The sequence below is a fragment of the Tissierellales bacterium genome (assembly GCA_025210965.1).
Taxonomy (GTDB): Bacteria; Bacillota; Clostridia; order Tissierellales; family JAOAQY01; genus JAOAQY01.
In genome coordinates, this window is record JAOAQY010000073.1 from 1 (window position 1) to 22,937 (window position 22,937).

28 protein-coding genes are annotated in these 22,937 nt (G+C 33.4%); all 28 read left to right on the forward strand.

Annotated features, from left to right (window positions below; translation table 11 throughout):
• The first annotated feature begins 192 nt into the window (after window positions 1-192).
• The 28 genes from N4A40_05330 (at window position 193) to secF (ending at window position 22,909) form a co-directional block, all read left to right on the forward strand.
• Window positions 193-468, forward strand: a complete 276-nt coding sequence (locus tag N4A40_05330; protein MCT4661266.1) for a late competence development ComFB family protein — start codon at window positions 193-195, stop codon at window positions 466-468.
• A 95-nt stretch (window positions 469-563) separates the two neighbouring features.
• Window positions 564-965 carry a type II 3-dehydroquinate dehydratase gene (gene aroQ, locus N4A40_05335; protein MCT4661267.1) on the forward strand — a complete coding sequence of 134 codons (402 nt, stop codon included), beginning with the start codon at window positions 564-566 and terminating at the stop codon, window positions 963-965.
• A gap of 29 nt (window positions 966-994) precedes the next feature.
• On the forward strand, window positions 995-1,552 hold the full coding sequence (efp, locus tag N4A40_05340) for an elongation factor P (protein ID MCT4661268.1): 558 nt from the start codon (window positions 995-997) through the stop codon (window positions 1,550-1,552).
• 28 nt (window positions 1,553-1,580) lie between these two features.
• Window positions 1,581-1,868 carry a hypothetical protein gene (locus tag N4A40_05345; GenBank protein MCT4661269.1) on the forward strand — a complete coding sequence of 96 codons (288 nt, stop codon included), beginning with the start codon at window positions 1,581-1,583 and terminating at the stop codon, window positions 1,866-1,868.
• Between the two features lie 144 nt (window positions 1,869-2,012).
• Window positions 2,013-2,417 (forward strand): Asp23/Gls24 family envelope stress response protein, encoded by a 405-nt coding sequence (locus tag N4A40_05350; GenBank protein MCT4661270.1) that lies wholly within the window; start codon window positions 2,013-2,015, stop codon window positions 2,415-2,417.
• Window positions 2,418-2,429: 12 nt separating this feature from the next.
• Entirely contained in the window at window positions 2,430-2,990 is a 561-nt protein-coding gene (amaP, locus tag N4A40_05355; GenBank protein ID MCT4661271.1) for an alkaline shock response membrane anchor protein AmaP, read from the forward strand.
• A gap of 3 nt (window positions 2,991-2,993) precedes the next feature.
• Window positions 2,994-3,233, forward strand: a complete 240-nt coding sequence (locus tag N4A40_05360) for a DUF2273 domain-containing protein (protein MCT4661272.1) — start codon at window positions 2,994-2,996, stop codon at window positions 3,231-3,233.
• Between the two features lie 29 nt (window positions 3,234-3,262).
• Window positions 3,263-3,664: a transcription antitermination factor NusB gene (nusB, locus tag N4A40_05365; protein MCT4661273.1), complete on the forward strand. Its 402-nt coding sequence runs from the start codon at window positions 3,263-3,265 to the stop codon at window positions 3,662-3,664.
• 1 nt (window position 3,665) lies between these two features.
• Entirely contained in the window at window positions 3,666-4,601 is a 936-nt protein-coding gene (locus N4A40_05370) for a hypothetical protein (protein MCT4661274.1), read from the forward strand.
• 6 nt (window positions 4,602-4,607) lie between these two features.
• The gene (locus N4A40_05375) at window positions 4,608-5,456 is read left to right on the forward strand and encodes a bifunctional 5,10-methylenetetrahydrofolate dehydrogenase/5,10-methenyltetrahydrofolate cyclohydrolase (protein MCT4661275.1); all 849 of its coding nucleotides are present in this window, start codon (window positions 4,608-4,610) and stop codon (window positions 5,454-5,456) included.
• Window positions 5,446-6,651, forward strand: a complete 1,206-nt coding sequence (gene xseA, locus N4A40_05380) for an exodeoxyribonuclease VII large subunit (GenBank protein MCT4661276.1) — start codon at window positions 5,446-5,448, stop codon at window positions 6,649-6,651. Before N4A40_05375 ends, xseA begins: the two co-directional genes overlap by 11 nt.
• 15 nt (window positions 6,652-6,666) lie before the next feature.
• On the forward strand, window positions 6,667-6,888 hold the full coding sequence (gene xseB, locus N4A40_05385; GenBank protein ID MCT4661277.1) for an exodeoxyribonuclease VII small subunit: 222 nt from the start codon (window positions 6,667-6,669) through the stop codon (window positions 6,886-6,888).
• The gene (locus tag N4A40_05390) at window positions 6,889-7,773 is read left to right on the forward strand and encodes a polyprenyl synthetase family protein (GenBank protein MCT4661278.1); all 885 of its coding nucleotides are present in this window, start codon (window positions 6,889-6,891) and stop codon (window positions 7,771-7,773) included.
• A 256-nt stretch (window positions 7,774-8,029) separates the two neighbouring features.
• A complete protein-coding gene (gene dxs, locus N4A40_05395; protein MCT4661279.1) occupies window positions 8,030-9,874 on the forward strand; it encodes a 1-deoxy-D-xylulose-5-phosphate synthase in 1,845 nt (614 codons plus the stop codon).
• Window positions 9,875-9,900: 26 nt separating this feature from the next.
• Window positions 9,901-10,698: a TlyA family RNA methyltransferase gene (locus N4A40_05400; protein ID MCT4661280.1), complete on the forward strand. Its 798-nt coding sequence runs from the start codon at window positions 9,901-9,903 to the stop codon at window positions 10,696-10,698.
• 16 nt (window positions 10,699-10,714) lie between these two features.
• Entirely contained in the window at window positions 10,715-11,167 is a 453-nt protein-coding gene (gene argR, locus N4A40_05405; protein MCT4661281.1) for an arginine repressor, read from the forward strand.
• Between the two features lie 15 nt (window positions 11,168-11,182).
• Complete coding sequence (gene recN, locus N4A40_05410; protein ID MCT4661282.1) at window positions 11,183-12,874, forward strand: DNA repair protein RecN; 1,692 nt, start codon at window positions 11,183-11,185, stop codon at window positions 12,872-12,874.
• A gap of 37 nt (window positions 12,875-12,911) precedes the next feature.
• Window positions 12,912-13,493, forward strand: a complete 582-nt coding sequence (gene ruvA / locus N4A40_05415) for a Holliday junction branch migration protein RuvA (GenBank protein ID MCT4661283.1) — start codon at window positions 12,912-12,914, stop codon at window positions 13,491-13,493.
• A 17-nt stretch (window positions 13,494-13,510) separates the two neighbouring features.
• On the forward strand, window positions 13,511-14,524 hold the full coding sequence (gene ruvB, locus N4A40_05420; protein MCT4661284.1) for a Holliday junction branch migration DNA helicase RuvB: 1,014 nt from the start codon (window positions 13,511-13,513) through the stop codon (window positions 14,522-14,524).
• Window positions 14,521-15,690 carry a SpoIID/LytB domain-containing protein gene (locus N4A40_05425; GenBank protein ID MCT4661285.1) on the forward strand — a complete coding sequence of 390 codons (1,170 nt, stop codon included), beginning with the start codon at window positions 14,521-14,523 and terminating at the stop codon, window positions 15,688-15,690. The genes ruvB and N4A40_05425 overlap by 4 nt, the downstream gene beginning before the upstream one ends.
• Window positions 15,691-15,702: 12 nt before the next feature.
• Window positions 15,703-16,728, forward strand: coding sequence for a tRNA preQ1(34) S-adenosylmethionine ribosyltransferase-isomerase QueA (queA, locus tag N4A40_05430; GenBank protein MCT4661286.1), 1,026 nt, complete (start codon window positions 15,703-15,705; stop codon window positions 16,726-16,728).
• A 33-nt stretch (window positions 16,729-16,761) separates the two neighbouring features.
• Window positions 16,762-17,919, forward strand: coding sequence for a tRNA guanosine(34) transglycosylase Tgt (gene tgt, locus N4A40_05435; protein ID MCT4661287.1), 1,158 nt, complete (start codon window positions 16,762-16,764; stop codon window positions 17,917-17,919).
• Window positions 17,920-17,973: 54 nt separating this feature from the next.
• Entirely contained in the window at window positions 17,974-18,282 is a 309-nt protein-coding gene (gene yajC, locus N4A40_05440; protein ID MCT4661288.1) for a preprotein translocase subunit YajC, read from the forward strand.
• Between the two features lie 78 nt (window positions 18,283-18,360).
• Window positions 18,361-18,519, forward strand: coding sequence for a six-cysteine ranthipeptide SCIFF (gene scfA / locus N4A40_05445; GenBank protein ID MCT4661289.1), 159 nt, complete (start codon window positions 18,361-18,363; stop codon window positions 18,517-18,519).
• Between the two features lie 167 nt (window positions 18,520-18,686).
• Window positions 18,687-20,048, forward strand: coding sequence for a thioether cross-link-forming SCIFF peptide maturase (scfB, locus tag N4A40_05450; protein ID MCT4661290.1), 1,362 nt, complete (start codon window positions 18,687-18,689; stop codon window positions 20,046-20,048).
• Between the two features lie 4 nt (window positions 20,049-20,052).
• Entirely contained in the window at window positions 20,053-20,568 is a 516-nt protein-coding gene (locus tag N4A40_05455) for a gamma carbonic anhydrase family protein (GenBank protein MCT4661291.1), read from the forward strand.
• 107 nt (window positions 20,569-20,675) lie between these two features.
• Window positions 20,676-22,031, forward strand: a complete 1,356-nt coding sequence (gene secD, locus N4A40_05460; GenBank protein ID MCT4661292.1) for a protein translocase subunit SecD — start codon at window positions 20,676-20,678, stop codon at window positions 22,029-22,031.
• Complete coding sequence (gene secF, locus N4A40_05465; protein MCT4661293.1) at window positions 22,031-22,909, forward strand: protein translocase subunit SecF; 879 nt, start codon at window positions 22,031-22,033, stop codon at window positions 22,907-22,909. Before secD ends, secF begins: the two co-directional genes overlap by 1 nt.
• Window positions 22,910-22,937 lie beyond the last annotated feature (28 nt).

Below are 22,937 nucleotides of genomic sequence, written 5' to 3' on the forward strand. Positions count from 1 at the left end.
ATTTGTTGCATAAGTATCATGCCTTATACGGGCAAAATAAGTTTTTATAGGGAAAATAGTATTGAAAAAAGTCAAATTATATATATCAAAGAAAAAATAAGTGATGATTTAAAATAAATATGATAGAATAGTGTAAATTAGGTGTATCAATATAGTGATAGTAGGCTAAATTGCATTTGAGGGAGGAATACTATGGCAGATTTAAAAGCTCACAATATGGTTGAAATTGAAGTTAGAAAAGAATTAGAAAATCAGCTAAAGAAGCGAAAGCAGATTTGTCACTGTGAACAGTGTAAAGAGGATATGGTAGCTATTGCTTTGAACAACTTAAAACCAAGGTATGTAGTTTCGTATAAAGGAGAAACGTATACTAGAATCAAGGAGTTAGAGATACAATTTATGGTTGATGTCACTAGAGAAGTGATAAAGGCCATAGAACTTGTGAATAGAGAGCCGCACCATGAGTAAAAAAGAACCTATTCAAAAGCTCAATATTGTGGTAATATATACTAGAACGGATGGCGATAGATATGAAGAAAATTTTAGTTATTAATGGACCCAACTTGAATAAATTGGGAAAGAGGGATCCTAAAATTTATGGAAAAGAGACATTAAGTGATATAGAAAGCTCAATGAAAAAACTTGGCGAAGCTAAGGGTTTTGTGTTGGACTTTTTTCAATCAAATAGCGAAGGCGATATAATTGACAAGATACACGAGTATCAGGACTACAATGGTATAATATTGAATGCAGGGGCGTATAGTCATTATAGCATAGCAATCAGAGATGCTATAGAGATTGCTACGTGTCCAGTGATTGAAGTGCACTTATCGAATATCTATAAAAGAGAGGATTTTAGAAAAACATCAGTCATATCTGAAGTCTGTTTGGGCCAGATTACTGGATTTGGTAGTTTGAGCTACATAATGGCGATTGAAGCTTTTGCTAGAATTTTTAATGAGTAAAAGTGTATTAATATTTTAGGAGGTTATTTATGATTTCAGCAGGTGATTTTAGAAAAGGAATGACGATTATTATTGATAATGATCTTTATACAATTGTAGATTTCTTACACGTAAAACCGGGTAAAGGTGCAGCTTTTGTAAGAGCTACTATCAAAAATTTGAAGACAGGATCAATCAAAGAGGATACATTTAATCCAAATGATAAGTATCCAAAAGCTCATATTGAAACAAAAATGATGCAATACTTGTACACAGATGGTGAGTTGTACCATTTTATGGACAATGAAACTTATGAGCAAATTGCTTTGAATTTTGATCAAGTTGAAGATGCTATCAAATTCTTGAAAGAAAATGATAGTGCTACTATGAAATTCCACGAAGGAAAGCCATTCCAAGTTGATGCGCCAAACTTCGTTGAGTTAGAAATTGTTGAAACAGAACCTGGCGTTAAAGGAAACACTGCAACAGGAGCAACAAAGCCAGCTAAAGTTGAAACAGGAGCAACAGTAAATGTACCGTTGTTTGTAAACCAAGGAGATGTTATCAAAATCGACACACGTACTGGAGAGTACTTGTCGAGAGCATAAGATCTTTTCAATTAAGGAGGGGACTTCCATGGATGTATATGAAAAATTAGCGTATTTAAAAGGATTAGTTGAGGGCTTGAGTATTGAGAGTGACTCTAAAGAAGCCAAAGTGGTTTCGGTAATGGTTGAAATATTGGAAGAAGTTGTTGACAATATGGAAAATATTTATGAAGAACAAGATGAACTTAATGAATATTTAGATGTAATCGATGAGGATTTGGCCATGTTAGAGGAAGACTTCTATGAAGAGTGTGACGAGTTTTATGCTGATGAAGATGAAGTCAATTCCGATGAAGAGGTATTTGAAGAAGAGTAGTAATTTTGGAAGCTGATATTTAAATATCAGCTTCATCTTTTCTAAGCACAAAAGGTTTAATTTTGATAATTAAGTTATATTTTATGTTATAATGGATATAATTAGTAATGAATGGAAGTACATAAATAATTGGAGGTGCTAGATATGGCAAATATTGTACAGGGAAATGAATTTGGTGAATTGGTAGTATCGGATGAGGTTATAGGAGTAATTGCAAATATTGCTACAAAAGATGTTGAAGGTATAGCTCAAATGAGCGGGGGATTAGGTAGCGACCTCGGAGAAATATTTGGAATGAAAAATGCTACAAAAGGAGTAAAGATTATTGTAGAAGATAATAAAGTTAAAGCAGAGCTTTATATAAGTGTTATTTTTGGATTTAAATTGCATGAAGTAGCTACTGAGGTGCAAAAAAACGTTACAGAAGCTATCGTAAATATGACTGGTTTAGATGTAGCTAGTGTGGATGTTCATGTAGAGAGCGTTAAAATGAAGGAAGAAAAAGCTACTGAGGTAGATTTAGAAAAAATTGACGACAAAGAAATTTAGGGAGGCAAGAACATGAAATTCTTTAGAGGATTTTTAATTGCTTTATATGCGCTAATTATGATGGGATTGGGCGTTGTTATTTTTGCCTATCCATTTGGAGTATTTGGTATGTCTTTGGATTCAATGGTCACTATTTATAGAATTGGAACTCAACCAGCTTTCGTTTATATGATAATAGGAGTAGTACTTGTAATTTTAAGTTTGGTAGTGTTGTTTGCAGGTGGTGGCAAATCTGAGCCCAGGATTCAATTTATTGTTAGAGAAACAGAACTTGGTGAACTTAAGATATCAGATGAGACGATAAAAGGATTGGGATTGTCAGCGCTTGAGAAGTTTTCAGAATTAAAGGATGTTTCTCTTAAAGTGAAACTAACTAAAGAGGGACAAATGGATATTGAGGTTAGAGCTAAGATAAACAATGATTCTAACATTCCTGAGATTACAGAAAATGCTCAAAAAAGTGTTAAGGATACTATAGAAAATTGTAGTGGTTTACCGGTAAAAAGTATCCAAATGGAGATTACTAGTTTGACAGGAAATTCCAATGATTTACTTGTCAAAAAAGGGGTGTAAGCTTTGAAAGAAGAGATAAAGAAACACCTAATAGAGTTATTTAGCAATCATAGATTTGCGACGTTTGGTGCTGTAGTAGGTCTTGTTTTAGCGATATTATTTATGAGCGTAGGTTTTTTTAAAACACTGTTGTTGTCAATTTTGGTAGTACTAGGTTTTTATTTAGGACATCAAATAGACAGAAATGGATATATTAATGTATCTTGGATTAATAATATAATTGCTAGAATAAAGAGATTATAAATATAAGAAGTAGGAATAGGAGAGAAAACATGAGTAGGAAATTAGCTAGAGAATCAGCGATGAAACTAGTATATCAAATGGAACTAATGGAAGATTTTTCACAAGAGGCTCTTTCGAAATATATAGATGACGCTGAATTAAAGAAAACTGAGATTGAATATGTAGAATCTATATATGATACTATGGTTGAGCATAGAGAGGATATAGATAAGCTTATAAGTGAATATGCAAAAGGTTGGAAACTTGAAAGATTGCCAAAAATAGATTTGTCAATTTTGAGAGTGGCCATTTTAGAAATATTGTATAGAGAAGATATTCCAATAGAAGTTTCTATAAACGAGGCTTTGGAAGTTAGTAAAAAATTCAGCGCTGATGATTCAAGCAAATTTATTAATGGAGTCTTGGGAAGCGTTGTTAGGGAGAAACAATAAGATGTGTAAACAGAAAGTCGTATTAGGACTAGATACTAGTGCCTATACGACTTCTTTGGCGTTAGTGGACTTAGATGGAAAAATTATTTTAAGTAAGAGAAAGATATTGGAAGTACCACTTGGAAAAAGAGGGCTAAGGCAACAAGAAGCAGTGTTTCAGCATATAAAAAATTATCCAGATTTATTTAGTTCTATAGAAATTGAAAACTATGACATAGTTGCAGTAGCGAGTACTAGTACCCCGAGAAGGGTCGAGGGGTCATATATGCCGGTATTTGAAGTGTCGAAATCTTATGGAAAAACGCTAGCGCACACTTTTAGTGTGCCTTTTTTTGAATTTTCACATCAGGAAGGACATATTGAAGCTGGTCTAGACAATGAACTTCGTGATGAGGGTACGTTTTTGTCGTATCATTTATCTGGAGGAACTAGTGAACTTCTTTTGATTACAAAGGATAGAAAAAGGTACAAGATAGAGTTAATTGGTGGAACTAAAGATATAAGTGCAGGAAAATTAGTTGATAGAATAGGAGTTGCTATGGGGCTTAGATTTCCAGCGGGAAAGGACATGGAGTCATTAGCAAATGAAGGGGAGCTAGATAATTTGAAGGGCCCGGTTTCTGTTAGCGATACATGGTTTAATCTTTCAGGAGCAGAGACATTTTTATTAAGAAAATTTGAAGATGGAACAAGTCAAAATGATATATCACGAGCAGTTTTTGATGTTGTTATAAGGACTATAGAAAAAACAGTTAATAATGCAGCTAAAAAGTATAAGATAAATAAAGTATTAATAAGTGGTGGGGTAGCTGCGAATTCAATGCTAAGAAGAAAGTTAAATGTTGCTGGTATTGAGTTTTATTTTCCACCTAAGGATTATTGCACAGATAATGCGGTTGGTATAGCCCGTTTAGGAGTTTTTGCATTGAAAGGATGATACTATATGGTAAAAATCATTGATGGAAAAGAGATTGCTAAAAAAATAAAGAATGAAATAAAAGAAAAAGTATTTATTTTAAATAGTCAGGGAAAAAGAGTACCTAAAATTGTTGTTGTAAAAGCAAATAACGATGGAGCTTCAGAGTCATATACAAAGAGTATAGTTAAGGTAGCTGGAAATTTAGGATATGAAGCGGAAAGGTTTGATTTAAGTGCGAATGCTAGTGTAACTGAAATTTTGAATTTAATATCAAAACTAAATAAAGATGATTCGATTGATGGAATAATAGTTCAAAGGCCGCTTCCTAAAAATATTATGGCATCTAAAATTAATGAATCATTGCTTCCAGAAAAGGATATAGATGGAGTACATCCTTTGAACATGGGCTATTTGATGATGAAACATAAAGGTTTAGTTCCTTCTACACCGAAGGCTGTAGACTATGTGTTTGATTATGAAAAAATTGATTTGACTGGGAAAAAAGTAGCTATAGTAGGTCGAAGTGATATAGTGGGTAAGCCAGTAGGAATGCTAATGTTAAACAGAAACGCAACTGTAATTTATTGTCATTCAAAAACTAAAGATTTGACTAGTGTACTAAAAAATGTTGATGTAGTTATTGCAGCTACTGGTGTAGCGCATTTAATAGATGGAAATATGATATCAGAGGGAAGTATAGTTATAGATGTAGGAATAAACTTTTTAAATGGAAAGATGGTTGGAGATGTAGAATTTGAATCTGCTAGTGAAGTAGCAGATAGAATTACGCCAGTGCCAGGAGGTATAGGAAGTATAACTACGGCAATGCTTATGAAAAACCTTATGGAGGCTTATGAAAATCATGAAGGTTAAACCTTTTAAAGTGACAGATGTAAATTTGTATGTTAAAAATATACTTGGTAGAGATCCTATATTATCTAATATACAGGTAGAAGGAGAGATATTTAATTTTAAATGGCATAGCTCGGGACATATTTATTTTTCGCTAAAAGATGATAAGAGCAGGATTAAAGCAGTTATGTTTAAGCAGAATACGAAAAATTTATTGATTAATTTAGAAGAAGGTATGAAAGTTGTAGTTGAGGGATACGTTTCAGTCTTTGAAAGAGATGGTAATTATCAGCTTTATGCACAAAATATATTGTTGAAGGGGCAAGGTGAGCTGTATTTAAAATATGAAGAGCTCAAAAAAAAGCTTGAATTAAAAGGTTACTTCGATGAAGAAAATAAAAAGAAGTTACCATATATGCCTCAAAAAATAGGTGTTATAACTTCAGATACTGGAGCGGCTGTGAGGGATATAATTAGTGTCATAAAGAGGCGAATGCCATTTGCAGAGATTTTATTATATCCAGCACTTGTACAAGGAATTTATGCAGCTGAGGACTTGTGCAAGGGAATAGATGAACTTGAAAAAATTGAAGATATAGATATAATTATTATCGGACGAGGTGGAGGATCTATAGAAGAATTGTGGGCATTCAATGATGAAAAATTAGCAAAAAAAATATTTGAAGCAAATAAACCTATAGTGTCAGCGGTAGGACATGAAACAGATTTTACGATTTGTGATTTTGTTTCTGATTTGAGAGTTCCTACTCCCTCGGTTGCTGGAGAAATGGTAGTGCCAGATTGTTTTATTGAAAATCAAAATATAATTAGTAATAAGAAACGATTGCTACAATCAATGAGATTTAAATTAGATAAAGAGAAAAGCATAATAAAAAAACGAGAACTAGATCAATTGGTTGAAAGATTGAAGCTGAATTTTAAATTGCAAAAAGAATCAGTAGCAAATACGAGGAAAAGAGGGATAGAGAATATAAATAAAAAGCTGAAACTAGAAAGACAAAACATAGAAAAACTTGCTAAGCTTTCAGATGCATATAGCCCTCTTCGTACGCTATCAAGAGGTTATAGTATCGTCGAAGATTCAAATGGTGAAGTTGTAAGATCTGTTGATAATTTGAAAATAGGTGATGAATTAAATATAGTATTTAATGAGGGAAGAGCTAAAACTAAAGTAATATCTATAGAAAATATTTAGAAATAGAGGTTCAATATGGAAGATATAAAATCATATGAAAAATATAAAGAGAAACTTGAAGAAAATATTTCTAAACTTGAAAGTGAAGAAATAAGTTTAGATGAAGCCCTTGATTCATTTAAAGAAAGTATAGAGCTTTATCAAAAATTAGAGAAAATATTGACTCAGGCTGAAAAAGAAGTAAAGGTTTTAGTTGACGGATTAGAAAAAACATTTGAGAAAGGTAGCGAAGAATAGATGGATTTTAAAACACGTATGGAAAAACGAGCTTTAGAAATAGAAACTTATCTTGATACTTATTTCAAAGAGGTTGAAAGTCCCAATAAAAAAGTAGTTGAAGCAATGAGATATAGCCTGCTTGCAGGTGGAAAAAGACTTAGACCTGTTTTAATGATTGAGACGTATGAAGCATTAGGTGGCAGTGAAGATATACTAGAAATGGCAATTGCATTGGAAATGATTCATACATATTCGTTAATTCATGACGATTTGCCATCGATGGATGATGATGATTATAGAAGAGGTAAGCTTACGAATCATAAAGTTTATGGTGAAGCAATGGCGCTTTTAGCAGGCGATGGACTTTTGAATTTAGCGTATGAAACCATGATTAATTGGGCATCTAAGCAATCGAATACTAAAAATTCACTAAAGGCGATGAATTATATTTCGAAAGCGGCTGGATATAATGGAATGATTGGTGGACAAGTAGTTGATGTTATTTCAGAGAACAAAAAGATTGATTTTGAAACACTTGAGTATATTCAGTTGAAAAAAACTGCAGCGCTTATAAAATCTGCAATGATGGTTCCTGCATATGCGCTTGGTGTAGATGATAATATTCTAAAAAACATTGAGTTGTATGCCGAGTCAATAGGAGTTGCATTTCAAATACGAGATGATTTATTAGATGAAATAAGTACTTTTGAAAAGTTAGGTAAAGACATTGGAAGTGATGCAAAACAGCATAAAAATACGTATTTGAGTTTTTATTCAAAAGAAGATACTAAAGATGCACTAGCTAAATTTACTAGTGATGCAATAGAATATATTGAAAGCGCATTTGAGAATTCTGAATTTTTTGTTCAAATGGCGAAATATTTAGAGATTAGAGATTGTTAGAATTTAATGAATCTAAAAGAGAACTTTTTAAGTTCTCTTTTTTTGACTTGCAATAATATGAGAATGGTGTGCATCAATTAAGATTCAATAGAGAGGTGTTATCTATTAAATTTTATAATTATGCAATATTTAATGATAAAGTATTGAATTATATTGGTGTGTGAAATATAATAAGAATAGCATCTAAAACAGAAAAAATGCTGTATTAGAGATTTGATATTGATGAGTTAAATTAAAGATAGAAAAGAGAGTTTTGATGAAATATTTAGAAAATATAAATTTAGAACAATTAAAAAAAATGAATTCAGGTGAAATGAGGATATTGGCGGAAGAATTACGTAGAGAATTAATCAATATAGTTTCTAAAACCGGTGGACATTTGGCATCAAATTTAGGAGTTGTTGAAATAACATTAGCAATACATAAAGTATTTGATAGCCCTAAGGATAAAATTATATGGGATGTTGGACATCAAAGTTACATTCACAAAATGTTGACTGGACGACTGGAAAAAATGAATACGATTAGGCAATTTGGTGGACTTAGTGGTTTCCCAAAACGTAAAGAGAGTGAGCACGATGCGTTTGAAGTAGGTCATAGTTCAACTTCAATATCTGCAGGTATTGGAATGGCACTTTCGCGAGATATACGAGGAGAAAGCCATAATGTTATTAGTGTCATTGGTGATGGGGCGATGACTGCTGGAATGGCATACGAAGCAATTAACCAGCTAGGTGCATTAAAAACTAAAATGATAATAATACTAAATGATAATGAAATGTCGATAGACAAAAATGTTGGAGGAATGGCAGCACACTTTAACAGATTGAGAACTGCTCCCCAATATAGAAAGCTTAAAACCAAGGTTAAAACTGATTTTAAATCGTTTCCGAGAATTATAAAGATACTTAAAGGTTTTAAAACGAGAGTAAAGTATTTCTTTGTTCCAGGAGTAGTTTTTGAGGAGATGGGACTGAAGTATATAGGCCCTGTTGATGGGCATAATATAGATGAGATGCTTGAGGTATTAGATAGAGCTAAAAGGTTCAATAGACCAGTTTTAATTCATGCTATTACTCAAAAGGGAAGAGGGTTTGGGCCTGCAGAAAAAGCTCCAGAAAATTTCCATGGAGTTAGTCCGTTTGATATAGAAACAGGGGAGAAGTTAAATAAAAATAAAACACTTGATTATTCAGCGGTGCTTGGAAATGAACTTGTCGATATGGCAAAAACTAATAGAAATATAGTTGCTATTACAGCGGCCATGCCTAAAGGAACTGGGTTAAATTTATTTAAAGAGACCTTTGAATCTAGATATTTTGATGTAGGCATAGCAGAACAGCATGGTGTTACATTAGCAGCTGGTATGGCAGCAACAGGCATTAAACCGTACTTTGTGGTGTATTCAAGCTTCCTTCAGAGAGGGTATGATCAAGTACTGCACGATGTCTGCATTCAAAATTTACCGGTTGTTTTCGCAATAGATCGAGGCGGTCTTGTCGGTGACGATGGAGAGACGCACCATGGTGTATTTGATTTTTCATATTTGTCACATATTCCAAATATGACTATAATGAGTCCGAAAGATTATCATGAATTTATTCGTATGATTCGTTTTACAGAGAAATTTGAAGGACCGATTGCACTTAGATATCCTAGAGGAGTTTGCGAAGTATGTGAGTCTATACCGAATAACAAAATTGTCGAATTTGGTAAGGCAGAGATACTTAAAGAAGGTTCTAAAGTCGTTATTTTAGCGATAGGTGATATGGTAAAAACTGCTTATGAGGTTGCATTAGAATTGGATTTGGCAGAGGATAGAATAGGTGTTGTGAATATGAGATTTGTAAAACCTATTGATGAAGAATTACTTGATAAATTGAAAGATGTAGATCAAATAGTTACATTAGAAAATAATGTAATTAAGGGTGGTATGGCCAGTCAAGTTAATAGCTATTTGTTGACCAAAGGATATAAAGGCAGAGTCTTAAATTTGGGCATACCGGATGAATTTATCGAACATGGAAATGTGAATTTATTGAAAAAAGTATGTGGTATAGACCATGAAAGTATAAAAGAAAAGATAAAAAAATTATTATAAGAATTAGATGGGAGAATTAAATGGCTATAAAAAAGGAAAGATTAGATGTTCATTTGACAGAACTAGGCTATTTTCAATCAAGAGAAAAGGCTAAAAGAGCTATAATGGCTGGTTTGGTTTTTGTAGATGGTGAGAGACTTGATAAGGCTGGTACTAAAATTAAGGTTGAAGCTGAAATAGAAGTAAAAGGGAAAGCGCTTAAGTATGTTGGGCGTGGAGGTTTGAAAATGGAAAAAGCTATGGAAGCTTTTGACATAGATGTTAGAGAAAAAATAGGTATGGATATAGGAGCCTCTACTGGAGGTTTTACTGATTGCATGCTTCAAAATGGAGCGACTAAAGTTTATGCAATTGATGTGGGGTATGGACAATTAGATTGGAAACTTAGAAATGATCCTAGGGTTGTGTGTATGGAAAGAACTAATGCTAGATTATTAACTTTTGATATGATTGGAGAATTAGTTGATTTTATATCAATAGATGTGTCTTTTATTTCTCTAAAATTGATACTAGGTCCAGCAATGAACCTTCTAAAGCCAGATGGGGAGATCGTTGCACTTATAAAACCTCAATTTGAAGCAGGTAGAGATAAAGTTGGTAAGAAGGGCGTAGTTAGAGATATAGAAGTGCACAGAGATGTAGTTAGAATGATTTATGATTTTTGTATAGAAAATAATCTTTATTTTAAGGATTTAGAATACTCACCAATAAAAGGTGCAGAGGGTAACATAGAATATTTGGCTCATATTACAAAGCAGCCGAGTGATGTTGATTTTGAAAAGTTATTAAATGAAATAGTAAATCAATCTCATGAAAGGTTGTAAATTCGGGGGGAATAAGATGAAAAAATATGCTAGACAGGAAAAAATATTAAAGATTATCAGAGACCATGATGTAGAAACTCAAGAAGATTTGACGAAATATCTTAGAGAATTAGGTATAGATATAACACAGGCTACAATTTCAAGGGATATTAAAGAATTAGGACTCGTTAAAGTTATGGGTAAAAATGGGAAATACAGATATGCATCATTTCAGAATGCAGGAGATGGTGCAACTGAAAGATTGATGAAGATTTTTGGAAGTTCTATAGTATCCATTACGCCCGCAGGGCACCTGCTTGTCATAAAGACAATACCAGGTGCAGCACAGGTTTCAGCATCAGCAGTAGATGCATTAGGAATAGAGGAAATAATTGGAACCATAGCAGGTGATGATACTATTTTTATAGCTATAAATGACAAAACTAGAATGAATTATATCTTGGACATATTTTACAAGCTAATAGAATAAAAGGTGGCGAATGAAATGCTTCAGGAATTGAATATAGAAAATTTTGCTATTATTGATAAAGTAAGTGTATCTTTCAATAGAGGATTTAATGTATTGACAGGTGAGACTGGTGCGGGAAAATCAATATTGATAGATGCCGTCAATGTAGTCTTAGGAGCGAAGTTTGATAAGAATTATATAAAGAAGGGCAAAGATAAGAGTGTTTTAGAAGCATTGTTTGATTTATCTTCGGAAAAATTAAGTATGGATTCTCTAAGCGAATTTGGTATAGATTGTAGCTCTCAATTGATAATTAGTAGGGAACTTTATCAAACAGGACGTTCAGTATCACGTATAAATGGTAGAATAGTTAATGTTAGCATGCTTAAACAGGTTACAAAATCATTAATTGATGTGCATGGACAGCATGAACACCAATCGTTACTTGACGAGGGTAGACATATTGAGCTTATAGATGCTGTTGGAAACGATGAATATAAAGATCTATTAGAAGATGTAAAAAATCAATACTTGTTGTTACAGAAAAAACAAAAAGAATTGGCAGTATATGATGTCGACGAGTTTGAAAAAGCTAGGAAGATTGATTTATACAAATATCAAATCGACGAAATAGACTCTGCTGAATTGAAGGCTGGCGAAGAGGAGAAATTGTCAGAAGAATATAGAAATCTATATCATTTGTCAGAGGTAAGGCAATATTATTTCAGTTCACTAGACGCACTTTCAAATAGTCAAAATGGAGCAATAGATCAAATAAATTCGGCGGCAGGAAAGATTCAAAAAGCAATAAATTATGATTCTGATGCTAAGGCATTGTACGATGGTTTACAAGATATAGTTGATCAGCTTCAAGATATTAAAGCTGATTTAAGAAATAAATCAGAGTTAATAGATGTAGATGAGAACACATTGTTAGAATTAGATCAAAGAATGTCGCTGATAAGTAAGATAAAACGAAAATACGGCTCAAGTGTAGAAGATGTTATTGAATATAGGGATAAGATTGAAAAAGATTATAGATTGTTGATAGAATCAGAAGATGAGATTGCTAGATTAGAAGCTGAAATTGAAGAATTAGAAACTGATATGAGTAGTGTATGTGGTGAATTGACAAGACGAAGAATTATTATTGCAGAAGAATTATCTTCGAAAATTACGGCTAATTTGAAAGATTTAAACATGAAAGAGGCTGAATTTAGAGTAAATATTGAACCGTTAGATAAATTTTCATCGCGTGGAGCAGATAGAATTAGGTTCGAAATAAAAACAAACGGTGGTCAGCCTTTTATGAAATTATCAAAGATTGCATCAGGAGGAGAAATGTCTCGAGTTATGCTTGCATTTAAAGCAATATTGGCAAAAGCTGATAAGATACCTACTTTGATATTTGATGAAATTGATACAGGTATAAGTGGCAGAACAGCTCAAGTTGTTGCAGAAAAGATATCGTTAATTGCTAAAAATCATCAGATTCTCAGTATAACCCATTTACCACAATTAGCAGCTATGGGAGACTACCATTATTATATATATAAGAAAAATTATAATAACTCGGTTGAAGTTAGAGTTAAAGAATTATCTGAAAATGGAAGGATTGACGAAATATCTCGCTTAATCGGAGGCGTTGATTTAACGGAAACTACTCAAAAACATGCTTTTGAGATGCTAAAAATGTCAAAAGCACTGAAGGTAAATTTAGTGGAATAGGTAAATTTGAGCCTATTCCTTTTTTAGGAGTGAAAATATGATTCGATATATAAAAGGAAGAGTGGAGTACATGAATAGCCAATTTGTTATACTTGACAATCAAGGATTGGGCTATAGAGTGTATACCTCGTCAAATACATTAGGAAAATTAAATTTGAATACAGAGACGATGTTACATACACATCAACATGTTAGAGAAGATCAACTTACATTGTTTGGATTTGAAAGTTTAGAAGAACTTGAACTTTTTGAATTGTTGATTGGCATATCTAAAATAGGTCCAAAAGTAGGTTTGTCGGTATTATCTTCGATGAGACCAAAAGAAGTTAGAGCAGCAGTATTATCTAATGACAAAAAAACATTTTCTAAAGTCCCAGGAATTGGAGCAAAGACTGCTGAGCGAATGATATTAGAACTGAAAGATAAGCTTAAGGATTTTGACTTATGGGAGTATGAAGAGGCTATAGAAATTGAGAGCGATCAAAAAATACTTAAAGAAGCAGTTGAAGCTCTAGAAGCATTAGGATATTCAAGTTTAGAAGCAGAGGGTGTATGCAAAAAAATATCAGCAGATACAGTAGAATCAATGATAAAAAAGGCGCTTAAGGAATTAATTTAAAAAGGAGTCGAAAGCTCATGCAAGAATTAGAAAAAAGAGTTGTATCGAGCCAGCTAAAAGGTGAAGATAAAGCTATAGAGTATTCGTTGAGACCTCAATATTTAAAAGAATATATTGGTCAAAAAAAGACTAAGGAAAAATTAGAGATTTTTATAGAAGCTGCCAAACAAAGAAATGAATCGCTAGACCATGTGTTATTATACGGGCCTCCTGGGCTTGGTAAAACTACATTGGCCAGTATTATTTCTAATGAAATGGAGTCCAATATAAAAATTACTTCTGGTCCTGCTATAGAAAAAGCAGGAGATTTAGCGGCTATACTTACTTCGCTTGAAGAAAATGATGTGTTGTTTATTGATGAAATACATCGATTAAATAGACATATAGAAGAAGTGTTATATCCAGCTATGGAAGATTATAAAATAGATATAGTTATAGGAAAGGGACCTAGTGCTAGATCTATAAGACTTGATTTGAATAAATTTACACTGATAGGTGCAACTACTAGGCTTGGACTTCTGACATCACCTCTTCGAGATAGATTTGGAGTTATATGTAAGTTGGATTACTATGATGTGAACGATTTAGAAAAAATAGTTGAGCGATCATGTGATATATTGGATGTTACTATAAATACAAAGGGATGCTATGAAATAGCAAGAAGATCAAGAGGAACACCTAGAATTACTAATAGGATGCTAAAAAGGGTTAGAGATTATGCTCAGGTTAGATATGAGGGGCATATCGACGATTTGGTTGCAAAAGAAGCACTCGATTTATTGGAAATAGATCCTATAGGGCTTGATCACATAGACAAAAAACTTATAAAGACTATAATTCATAAATTTGGCGGAGGACCAGTTGGACTAGATACACTTTCAGCATCTATTGGAGAAGAGAGAAATACTGTGGAAGATGTTTACGAACCTTATCTTTTACAAATAGGTTTTTTAAATAGGACACCTAGAGGACGAATGGTAACAAAAGATTGTTTGAAACATTTCGGAATGGATTTAGAGGATTTGAGATGATGAAGATTAATTTTTATAACAAAACATTAAAAATAATTTTGTATGTTAGCATTTTATTGAGTGTGTTATCAGCCCAAGCGTATGCGCAAAAAATTCGAGTTAGACTTGCGGATTTAGATGGTCAGGGCTTTGTCGATACTGCAAAGACAAGGGTAGATGATGGTACTAAATTGACAAAGGTAAAGGATAGAAGATACCGTGGGAGAATAGAAAAAATAGAAAGAAATGGTCAGATTTATTGGATAAATATTTTGGATTTAACCGATTATTTGTATGGCGTAGTGCCAGGAGAGATGCCATCTAGTTGGCCAGAAGATGCACTTAAAGCACAGGCAATTTGTGCTAGGACATTTGCTAGGAAGCAAATGTCTGAAAGAGAAGATGATTTTTATGATGTGATGGACAAAACGAGTAGTCAAATTTATCTTGGATATGATGGTGAAACTACATCTACGAAAAAAGCAGTTGACGAAACAGATAGTTTATATTTAAAATATAACGGTGACTATATAAGTGCGGTTTATCATTCGAATAGCGGAGGACATACAGCTGATAGTGAGTCTATATGGAGTTCTAAAGTTGACTACCTTCGTGGAGTTGATGATCCATATTCGCTAGATTCACCGAAGGCGAGTTGGACATTTGATATGGATAAAGATAAACTTGCAGAGATATTGGATAAAAATTTGTATGGGGTGGGACGGATCAAGAGCATAGAACCTCAAAATATATCAGATGATGGACGTGTTCAAAATCTTAGAATTGTTGGGGATGCGGGGATCCAAAATCTCAGTAAAGAGAAGATTCGTCAAGTACTAGGATACAACCAAATCAAAAGTACTTGGTATAGTGTGCATAGTGAAGAGCCAATCTATGTTTTAGATTTAAAAAAAGGAAAAACCGTTGAAGCTGATATTCAGGATATGTATAGCATAAATTCAGATGAAAAAGTAGAAAAAACTGAAGATGCAGTTTATATTTTGAGTGCAGATGAGCAGAGACGTGTAGAGTCATTAGGTGAAAACGTTACATTTAAAGGCAAAGGCTATGGACATGGTGTGGGATTGAGTCAATGGGGGGCTAAAAATATGGCCAACTTAGGATTTGATTTTGAAGAAATACTTAAGTTTTACTATTGGAATGTTGATCTAATTAGTGAAGAGTAAAGGATGGGAGTTATGAAGAAAAAAGATTTTTATTTTGATTTACCAGAGGAATTGATTGCACAAAGGCCAGAACTTGAAAGAACTGAATCAAGACTAATGGTACTTGATAAGGAAAGTGGAGAAATAGATCATAGACATTTTTACGATGTTTTGGATTATTTTGAAGAAGGGGATTGCCTAGTACTTAATAATACTAGAGTTATACCAGCAAGATTATATGGTCAGCGAAAAGCAACAGGAGGGAAGGTAGAATTTTTACTTCTTAAATGTATAGAGAAAGATCGCTGGGAGACATTGGTTAAGCCTGGTAGAAAAGCTAAAGTCGGTGAAATAATAAGCTTTGGAGATGGGATATTAGAGGCAGAGGTGCTGGAAATCGGAGATGAAGGAGCTAGAATAATAGAATTTCACTACAACGGGATATTTGAAGAGATACTTGAATCACTTGGAGAGATGCCACTACCACCTTATATTCATGAAAAATTAGAAGATGGAGAACGTTACCAAACAGTATATTCTAAAGTGAAAGGCTCAGCGGCAGCGCCAACAGCAGGACTTCACTTTACGAATGAAATACTTGAAAAACTTGAGTCGAAGGGTGTAAAGTTAGCATATGTTACACTTCATGTAGGACTTGGAACGTTTAGACCAGTTAAAGAAGATGATATACTTGATCACAAAATGCACTCGGAATACTACGAGGTTAGTGAAGAAACCGCTGAAATTATAAATGATGCGAAAAAGAACGGAAAAAAGGTTATAGCAGTAGGAACTACTAGTACTAGAACTTTGGAATCAGTTGCTGACGAGAATGGAAATATGAAAGCTCAATCAGGCTGGACGGATATATTTATCTATCCAGGTTATAGCTTTAAAGTAGTGGATAGACTTATAACAAATTTCCATTTACCAGAATCAACTCTTATAATGCTTGTAAGTGCGCTAGCAGGTCAAGATGAAGTATTAAATGCTTATAATACTGCGGTAAAAGAGAGATATCGTTTCTTTAGTTTGGGCGATGCAATGTTTATAAAATAAGGTGAGAAATTTTAGTTTAGGAGAGGATTTTAAATGGCATCAATTAGTTTTGATTTATTAAAAGAGGATAGTAGAACAAAAGCGAGACTTGGTATTTTGCATACGCCACATGGGGATGTAGAGACTCCTATATTTATGCCTGTTGGCACAAAAGCTACAGTTAAAACTATGACACCAGAGGAACTTAAAGAATTAGGGGCTCAAATAATTTTGAGCAATACCTATCATTTGTATTTAAGACCAGGTCATGACCTGATAGAAGAAGCTGGTGGACTTCATAAATTTATGAATTGGAATGGTCCTATACTTACAGATAGCGGTGGTTTTCAAGTTTTTAGTTTAGGAGACATGCGAACTATTAGTGAAGAGGGTGTAGAATTTAGATCATTCATAGATGGTTCTAAGCATTTCATTAGTCCAGAAAAATCTATAGAGATTCAAAATGCATTGGGTTCAGATATAATGATGGCCTTTGATGAGTGCCCTCCATATCCAGCAGACCATGATTATGTGAAAAAATCGTTAGAGAGAACGACTAGATGGGCTAAGCGTTCTAAGGATGCAAATAAAAATCCAGAAACGCAGTCTGTGTTTGGTATAGTTCAAGGTGGAGTTTATAGAGATTTAAGAGAACAAAGTGCAAAGGAAATTATGGAATTAGATTTTCCAGGGTATGCAGTAGGTGGGCTTAGTGTTGGAGAACCAGCTGAACTTATGTATGAGGTTTTAGATTACACAGTACCTTTGTTACCAAAAGACAAGCCTAGATATAATATGGGAGTAGGTTCACCAGATTACTTATTTGAATCTGTTATAAGAGGTATAGATATGGCCGATTGTGTTTTACCAACTCGAATTGCTAGAAATGGAACTTGCTTTACATCACAGGGAAAGCTTACTATAAAGAACGCAAAATATCAAAGAGATTTTGGACCATTAGATCCAGAATGCGATTGTTATGCGTGTAAAAATTATAGCAGAGCATATATAAGGCATTTATTTAAGGCAAATGAAATATTAGGAGCTAGACTTGCTACTATTCATAATTTACATTTCCTTATCAAATTAATGGACAATATCAGAGAAGCTATCAGAGAAGATAGATTACTTGAGTATAGAGATGAATTTTATGAAAAGTATGGATACAAAAAATCAAATCAAAATGTAGATGAGAAGACAGAAGAAAAATAATAATTGCATTTAAAAAAAATATGGTATAATGGTAGTTGGAAAGGGGGTTGTTCAATGCCTAATTTATTGACAGCTACAGCAGCAAGTCCACAATCTTTTATAGGAAGCTTGATTTTACCAGTAGTATTTCTAGTAATTTTTTACTTTATATTGATTCGTCCTCAAAAGAAAAAAGAGAAACAAGTAAAAGAGATGAGAAGTGCTCTTAAAACAGGAGACAAGGTTATCACTATTGGCGGAATCAATGGCAAAATTACTAAGATTATGGACGATAAGGTGACTTTAGAAATCGGAGATCAAGGCAGATTGGTCGTAGAAAAATGGGCTATTGGAAGTTTACAAAAAACTTCTCTTGATAAATAGAACCGTATAAAGATTTAAGCTACTTTATTTTGTTTTAGAATTATGGTATAATGGCTCTTGTCATTGAGGAGGGATAGTATGAAGCATATTAAGACATTAACTAAAAGAAATTATCAGTCTACAACAATTCACGGCGGATGCGGCGAATGTCAAACTTCTTGTCAATCAGCTTGTAAAACATCGTGTACAGTAGGCAATCAGTTGTGCGAAAACGCTCAACAAAAAGCAGAAAAGTAAACAAATAGGTTTTTAGCTGAAAGGTTACAAATTTAAGAGTTTAATTTGAAATGGCAGGTGAAAGCCTGCCTTATTTTATGCCTTTTGATAGATTTTAGGAATCTATTAGAAATATGAAAGAGGTACATAAATATAAACACATAGTAGAAGAAGTAGGAGGATACAAAATGGCACTACACTTGTATGAAATGAATGGCAAAAAAATGGCATTAGATATAAATAGTGGTTCGGTACATGTGGTTGATGATTTGACGTATGAAGCATTGTCTTTAAGCGAAAAATTACCTCATGATGAGGCAATCAAAACTTTGAGCGAAAAATATCCAAATGAAAAAGAATCTATCAAGGAAATATTTGGTGAACTTAAAGAGTTAGAAGAACAAGGAATGTTAAACGCTGATGATATTTATGGAAAATATGCGAATCAAACTATGAATCAAACAGTAAAGGCGCTTTGCCTTCATGTAGCACATGATTGTAATTTAAGATGTAATTATTGCTTTGCATCACAAGGGGACTATAAGGGTTGTTCAGAGCTTATGCCTCTTGAAGTAGGTAAAAAAGCTTTAGATTTTATAGTTAGAGCATCTAAGGGAAGAAGAAATCTAGATGTCGATTTCTTTGGCGGAGAACCACTTATGAACTGGGATGTTGTAAAGAAATTAGTTGCATATGGTAGAGAATTAGAAAAAGAACACAATAAGAATTTTAGATTTACTATAACTACAAATGGTGTACTTCTTGATGAAGAAAAAATTGATTTTATAAACGAGAATATGCACAATGTGGTACTATCATTAGATGGTAGAAAAGAAGTAAATGATAAGATGAGACCTACTCCAAATGGAAAAGGTAGCTATGACACTATAGTTCCTAAATTCCAAAGATTAATAGAGAAACGTGGTCAAAGAGAGTACTTTATTCGTGGAACATTTACTAGATATAATTTAGATTTCGCTGAAGATGTTAAACATTACAAAGATTTAGGTTTTGATATTACATCATTAGAACCAGTTGTTACTGATCCTAAGATGGATTATGCTATTCGTGAAGAAGATTTGGATACAGTATTGAATGAATACGAAAAATTATCTGCTATGTATATTGATATGAAAAAAGAAAATCCTAATTTTACATTTTATCATTTCGTAGCCGATTTAAATCAAGGGCCTTGTGTTATAAGAAAAATAACAGGATGTGGAGCTGGTTCGAGTTATTTAGCAGTTACTCCTAAAGGAGATCTTTATCCATGTCATCAATTTGTAGATAATCCAGATTTCAAGCTTGGAGATGTTGAAACAGGAGTCGTAAAAACAGAGCTAGTAGAAGATTTTAGCAAGGTAAATGTTTATTCAAAACCAGAGTGTTCTGATTGCTGGGCTAAATTTTACTGTAGTGGTGGATGTATGGCAAATGCGTTCCATGCGAATGGAGATGTTACGAAGCCTTATAAAGTAGGATGTGAAATGGAGAAAAAGCGTATAGAGTGTGCACTTTCTGTAGCAGCTAATTTAGAAGGAGATGAATAATAAGATGATTAAATCTTACGAAGGATATAATCCAGAAGTAGATGAAGATGCTTATATTTCAGAATCAGCAGATGTTATTGGAAAAGTAGTACTGAAGTCAAAGAGTTCTATTTGGTATCATACGGTTTTAAGAGGAGATTTGGAGCCAATTTATGTTGGAGAGAGAAGCAATGTACAGGATAACTCAACACTTCATACTTCAGCAGGTAATCCAGTTAAGATTGGAAATGGAGTTACTATAGGTCATAATGTTATTTTACATGGGTGTGAGATTAAGGATAATTCACTCATTGGTATGGGAGCTATAGTTCTCGATGGAGCTATAATCGAAAGCGATGTGTTACTTGGTGCAGGAAGTTTAGTTCCACCTGGAAAAGTAATTCCAAGTGGCTCACTAGCACTGGGATCTCCAGCAAAAGTAATTAGAGAGTTAACAGAAGAAGAAAAAAAGCATATAAGAGAAAATGCAAAAGAGTATGTTGATTTTTCAGAAAAGCACGCTGGAAAAAGCGTCAAATAATAAAAAATATGACATTTAGGAAATAATACCATTTATTATATTTTAATATTTATAAAAATTTGGTATAATACTAGTTATGTGATGAATAAAACGAGGGGGAAACAAAGATGAGCAAGAAAAATCTTATGGTATTTGTCATCATTTTAGCGTTAGTTTGCTCTGCAGCATTTGTAGCAGTTAATGGTGCTAAAATTGGCGAATACACAATTTCACCACTTAGAGATCAGGTGAAACTTGGACTTGACTTAGAAGGTGGAGTTTTCGTAGTACTAGAGGCAAAAACAGATTTAACAGGAACGGAATTAGCAGAAAAAATGGCTGACGCAAAATCTATAATAGATCAGCGTATCAATGGTATGGGTGTTGGAGAGACAAACACTACTATTGAGGGAGATAAGCGAATTCGTGTTGAACTTCCAGGTGTAGATGATGTCAATAAAGCGATTGATATCATTGGTAAAACTGCTGAACTACAATTTATTAGTTTGAAAGAAGGATTCCCAGAAGATACGAAACCTGAAGATACTACAAAGTATTTACTAGAAAATGGTAAAGTTATAGTTACAGGTGCAAATGTTAAGGATTCAAAACCACAAAAGCAAGAGGATAAGGTTACAGGAGCTCGTGAAGATGTTGTTGCACTTTCTTTTGATGAAGAAGGAGCAAAGCGTTTTGAAGATGCAACTGTTGAGTTGTCAAAACTACCAAGTCGTCAAGCAAGAACGATATATATTGTACTAGATGGTGAAATAATAAGTGCACCAGCATTGACTCCAGGACTTATAATAACTGATGGTCAATCTGTTATTCAAGGAAGTTTCACATATGAGAGTGCAACTGAACTTGCTATGCTTATTCGTGGTGGAGCACTTCCAGTTGAACTTGAAGAAGTACAATCTTCTGTAATTGGACCAACACTTGGTTTAGAATCATTAGATAAGAGTATTTTTGCAGCTATGATAGGACTTGCTATTGTATTTGCATTTATGATTGTGTTCTATAGATTACCAGGATTTGTTGCCGATATTAGTTTGGTTATATACATTTTATTATTGTTCGGAACTATGAACTTAATTGGTGCAACACTTACACTTCCAGGTATTGCAGGTATAATTCTTTCTATAGGTATGGCCGTTGACGCCAATGTAGTAATATTTGAGAGAATTAAAGAAGAAATCAGATTAGGTAAATCGGTTAGAAGTTCGGTTGAATCAGGATTTAAACGAGCACTTACTACAGTAATGGATGCTAATATTACAACTCTTATTGCAGGTATTGTATTGTATGCATTTGGTACAGGTCCAATAAAAGGTTTTGCTGTTACACTTATAATTGGTTTGATAGCATCACTTATTACAGCTGTATTTATTACTAGATACTTACTTAAATTACTAGTAGGATCAAGTAAAGCTATAGCAAAAAACAAATCACTATTTGGTGTTAAGGTTAAGGAGGTAGCGTAATGAATATTATTAAAAGTAGAAAAATATTTTTTGCAATATCATTAGCGATCATCCTCATAGGCCTTGTTACTATGGGAGTTAAAGGGTTGAATCAAGGTATAGACTTTACGGGTGGTACATTGGTTCAAATTGACTTTGGTAAAGAGGTTCCAGTTAATGAATTGAGAATGATTACAGATGAATTAGATGCTAAGACAGACATTATTCATGCTGGTGATGGAAACCATGAAGTAATAATAAAAACTACAAAAGACTTAGACAATAAAGAGCGTTTAGCTTTTTTTGAAAAGTTTGCTGCTAAGTACGACTTAAATGAAGCTGATAATTTGATTCAGTCTCAAAAATTCAAGCCAAGTATTGGTGATGAAATTAGACAATCAGCTTATATTTCTATATTCATAGCAACACTTTGCATGTTATTGTATATAACTGTTAGATTTGAGTTTAAATTTGGTGTAGCTGCGGTTGTAGCACTAGTACATGACGTTTTAGTTGCACTTGCAGTTTATGCAGTACTTCAAATTCCAATTACAAGCTCATTTGTTGCAGCGATACTTACAATAGTTGGTTATTCTATAAATGATACTATTGTTGTATTTGATAGAATTAGAGAGAACAGAAAATACTTTAAAAGAAATGCTCAGGAAGAATTAGTTAATAAGAGTATAGCTCAGACTATAGTTCGTTCTATTAATACATCGGCAACTACTCTTATTACTATATTATGTTTATATATCTTTGGTGTTGAGGCTATTCAAGATTTCGCATTGCCACTTATTGTAGGGGTTGCAGTTGGAACATATTCTTCAATATTTATAGCAAGTCCAGTATGGTATATGCTTACAAAGAAATTTAAATCTAAATCGGCAAGAGCTTAAAACTTGGGTAGTTTAGGTCAGGGGGAAA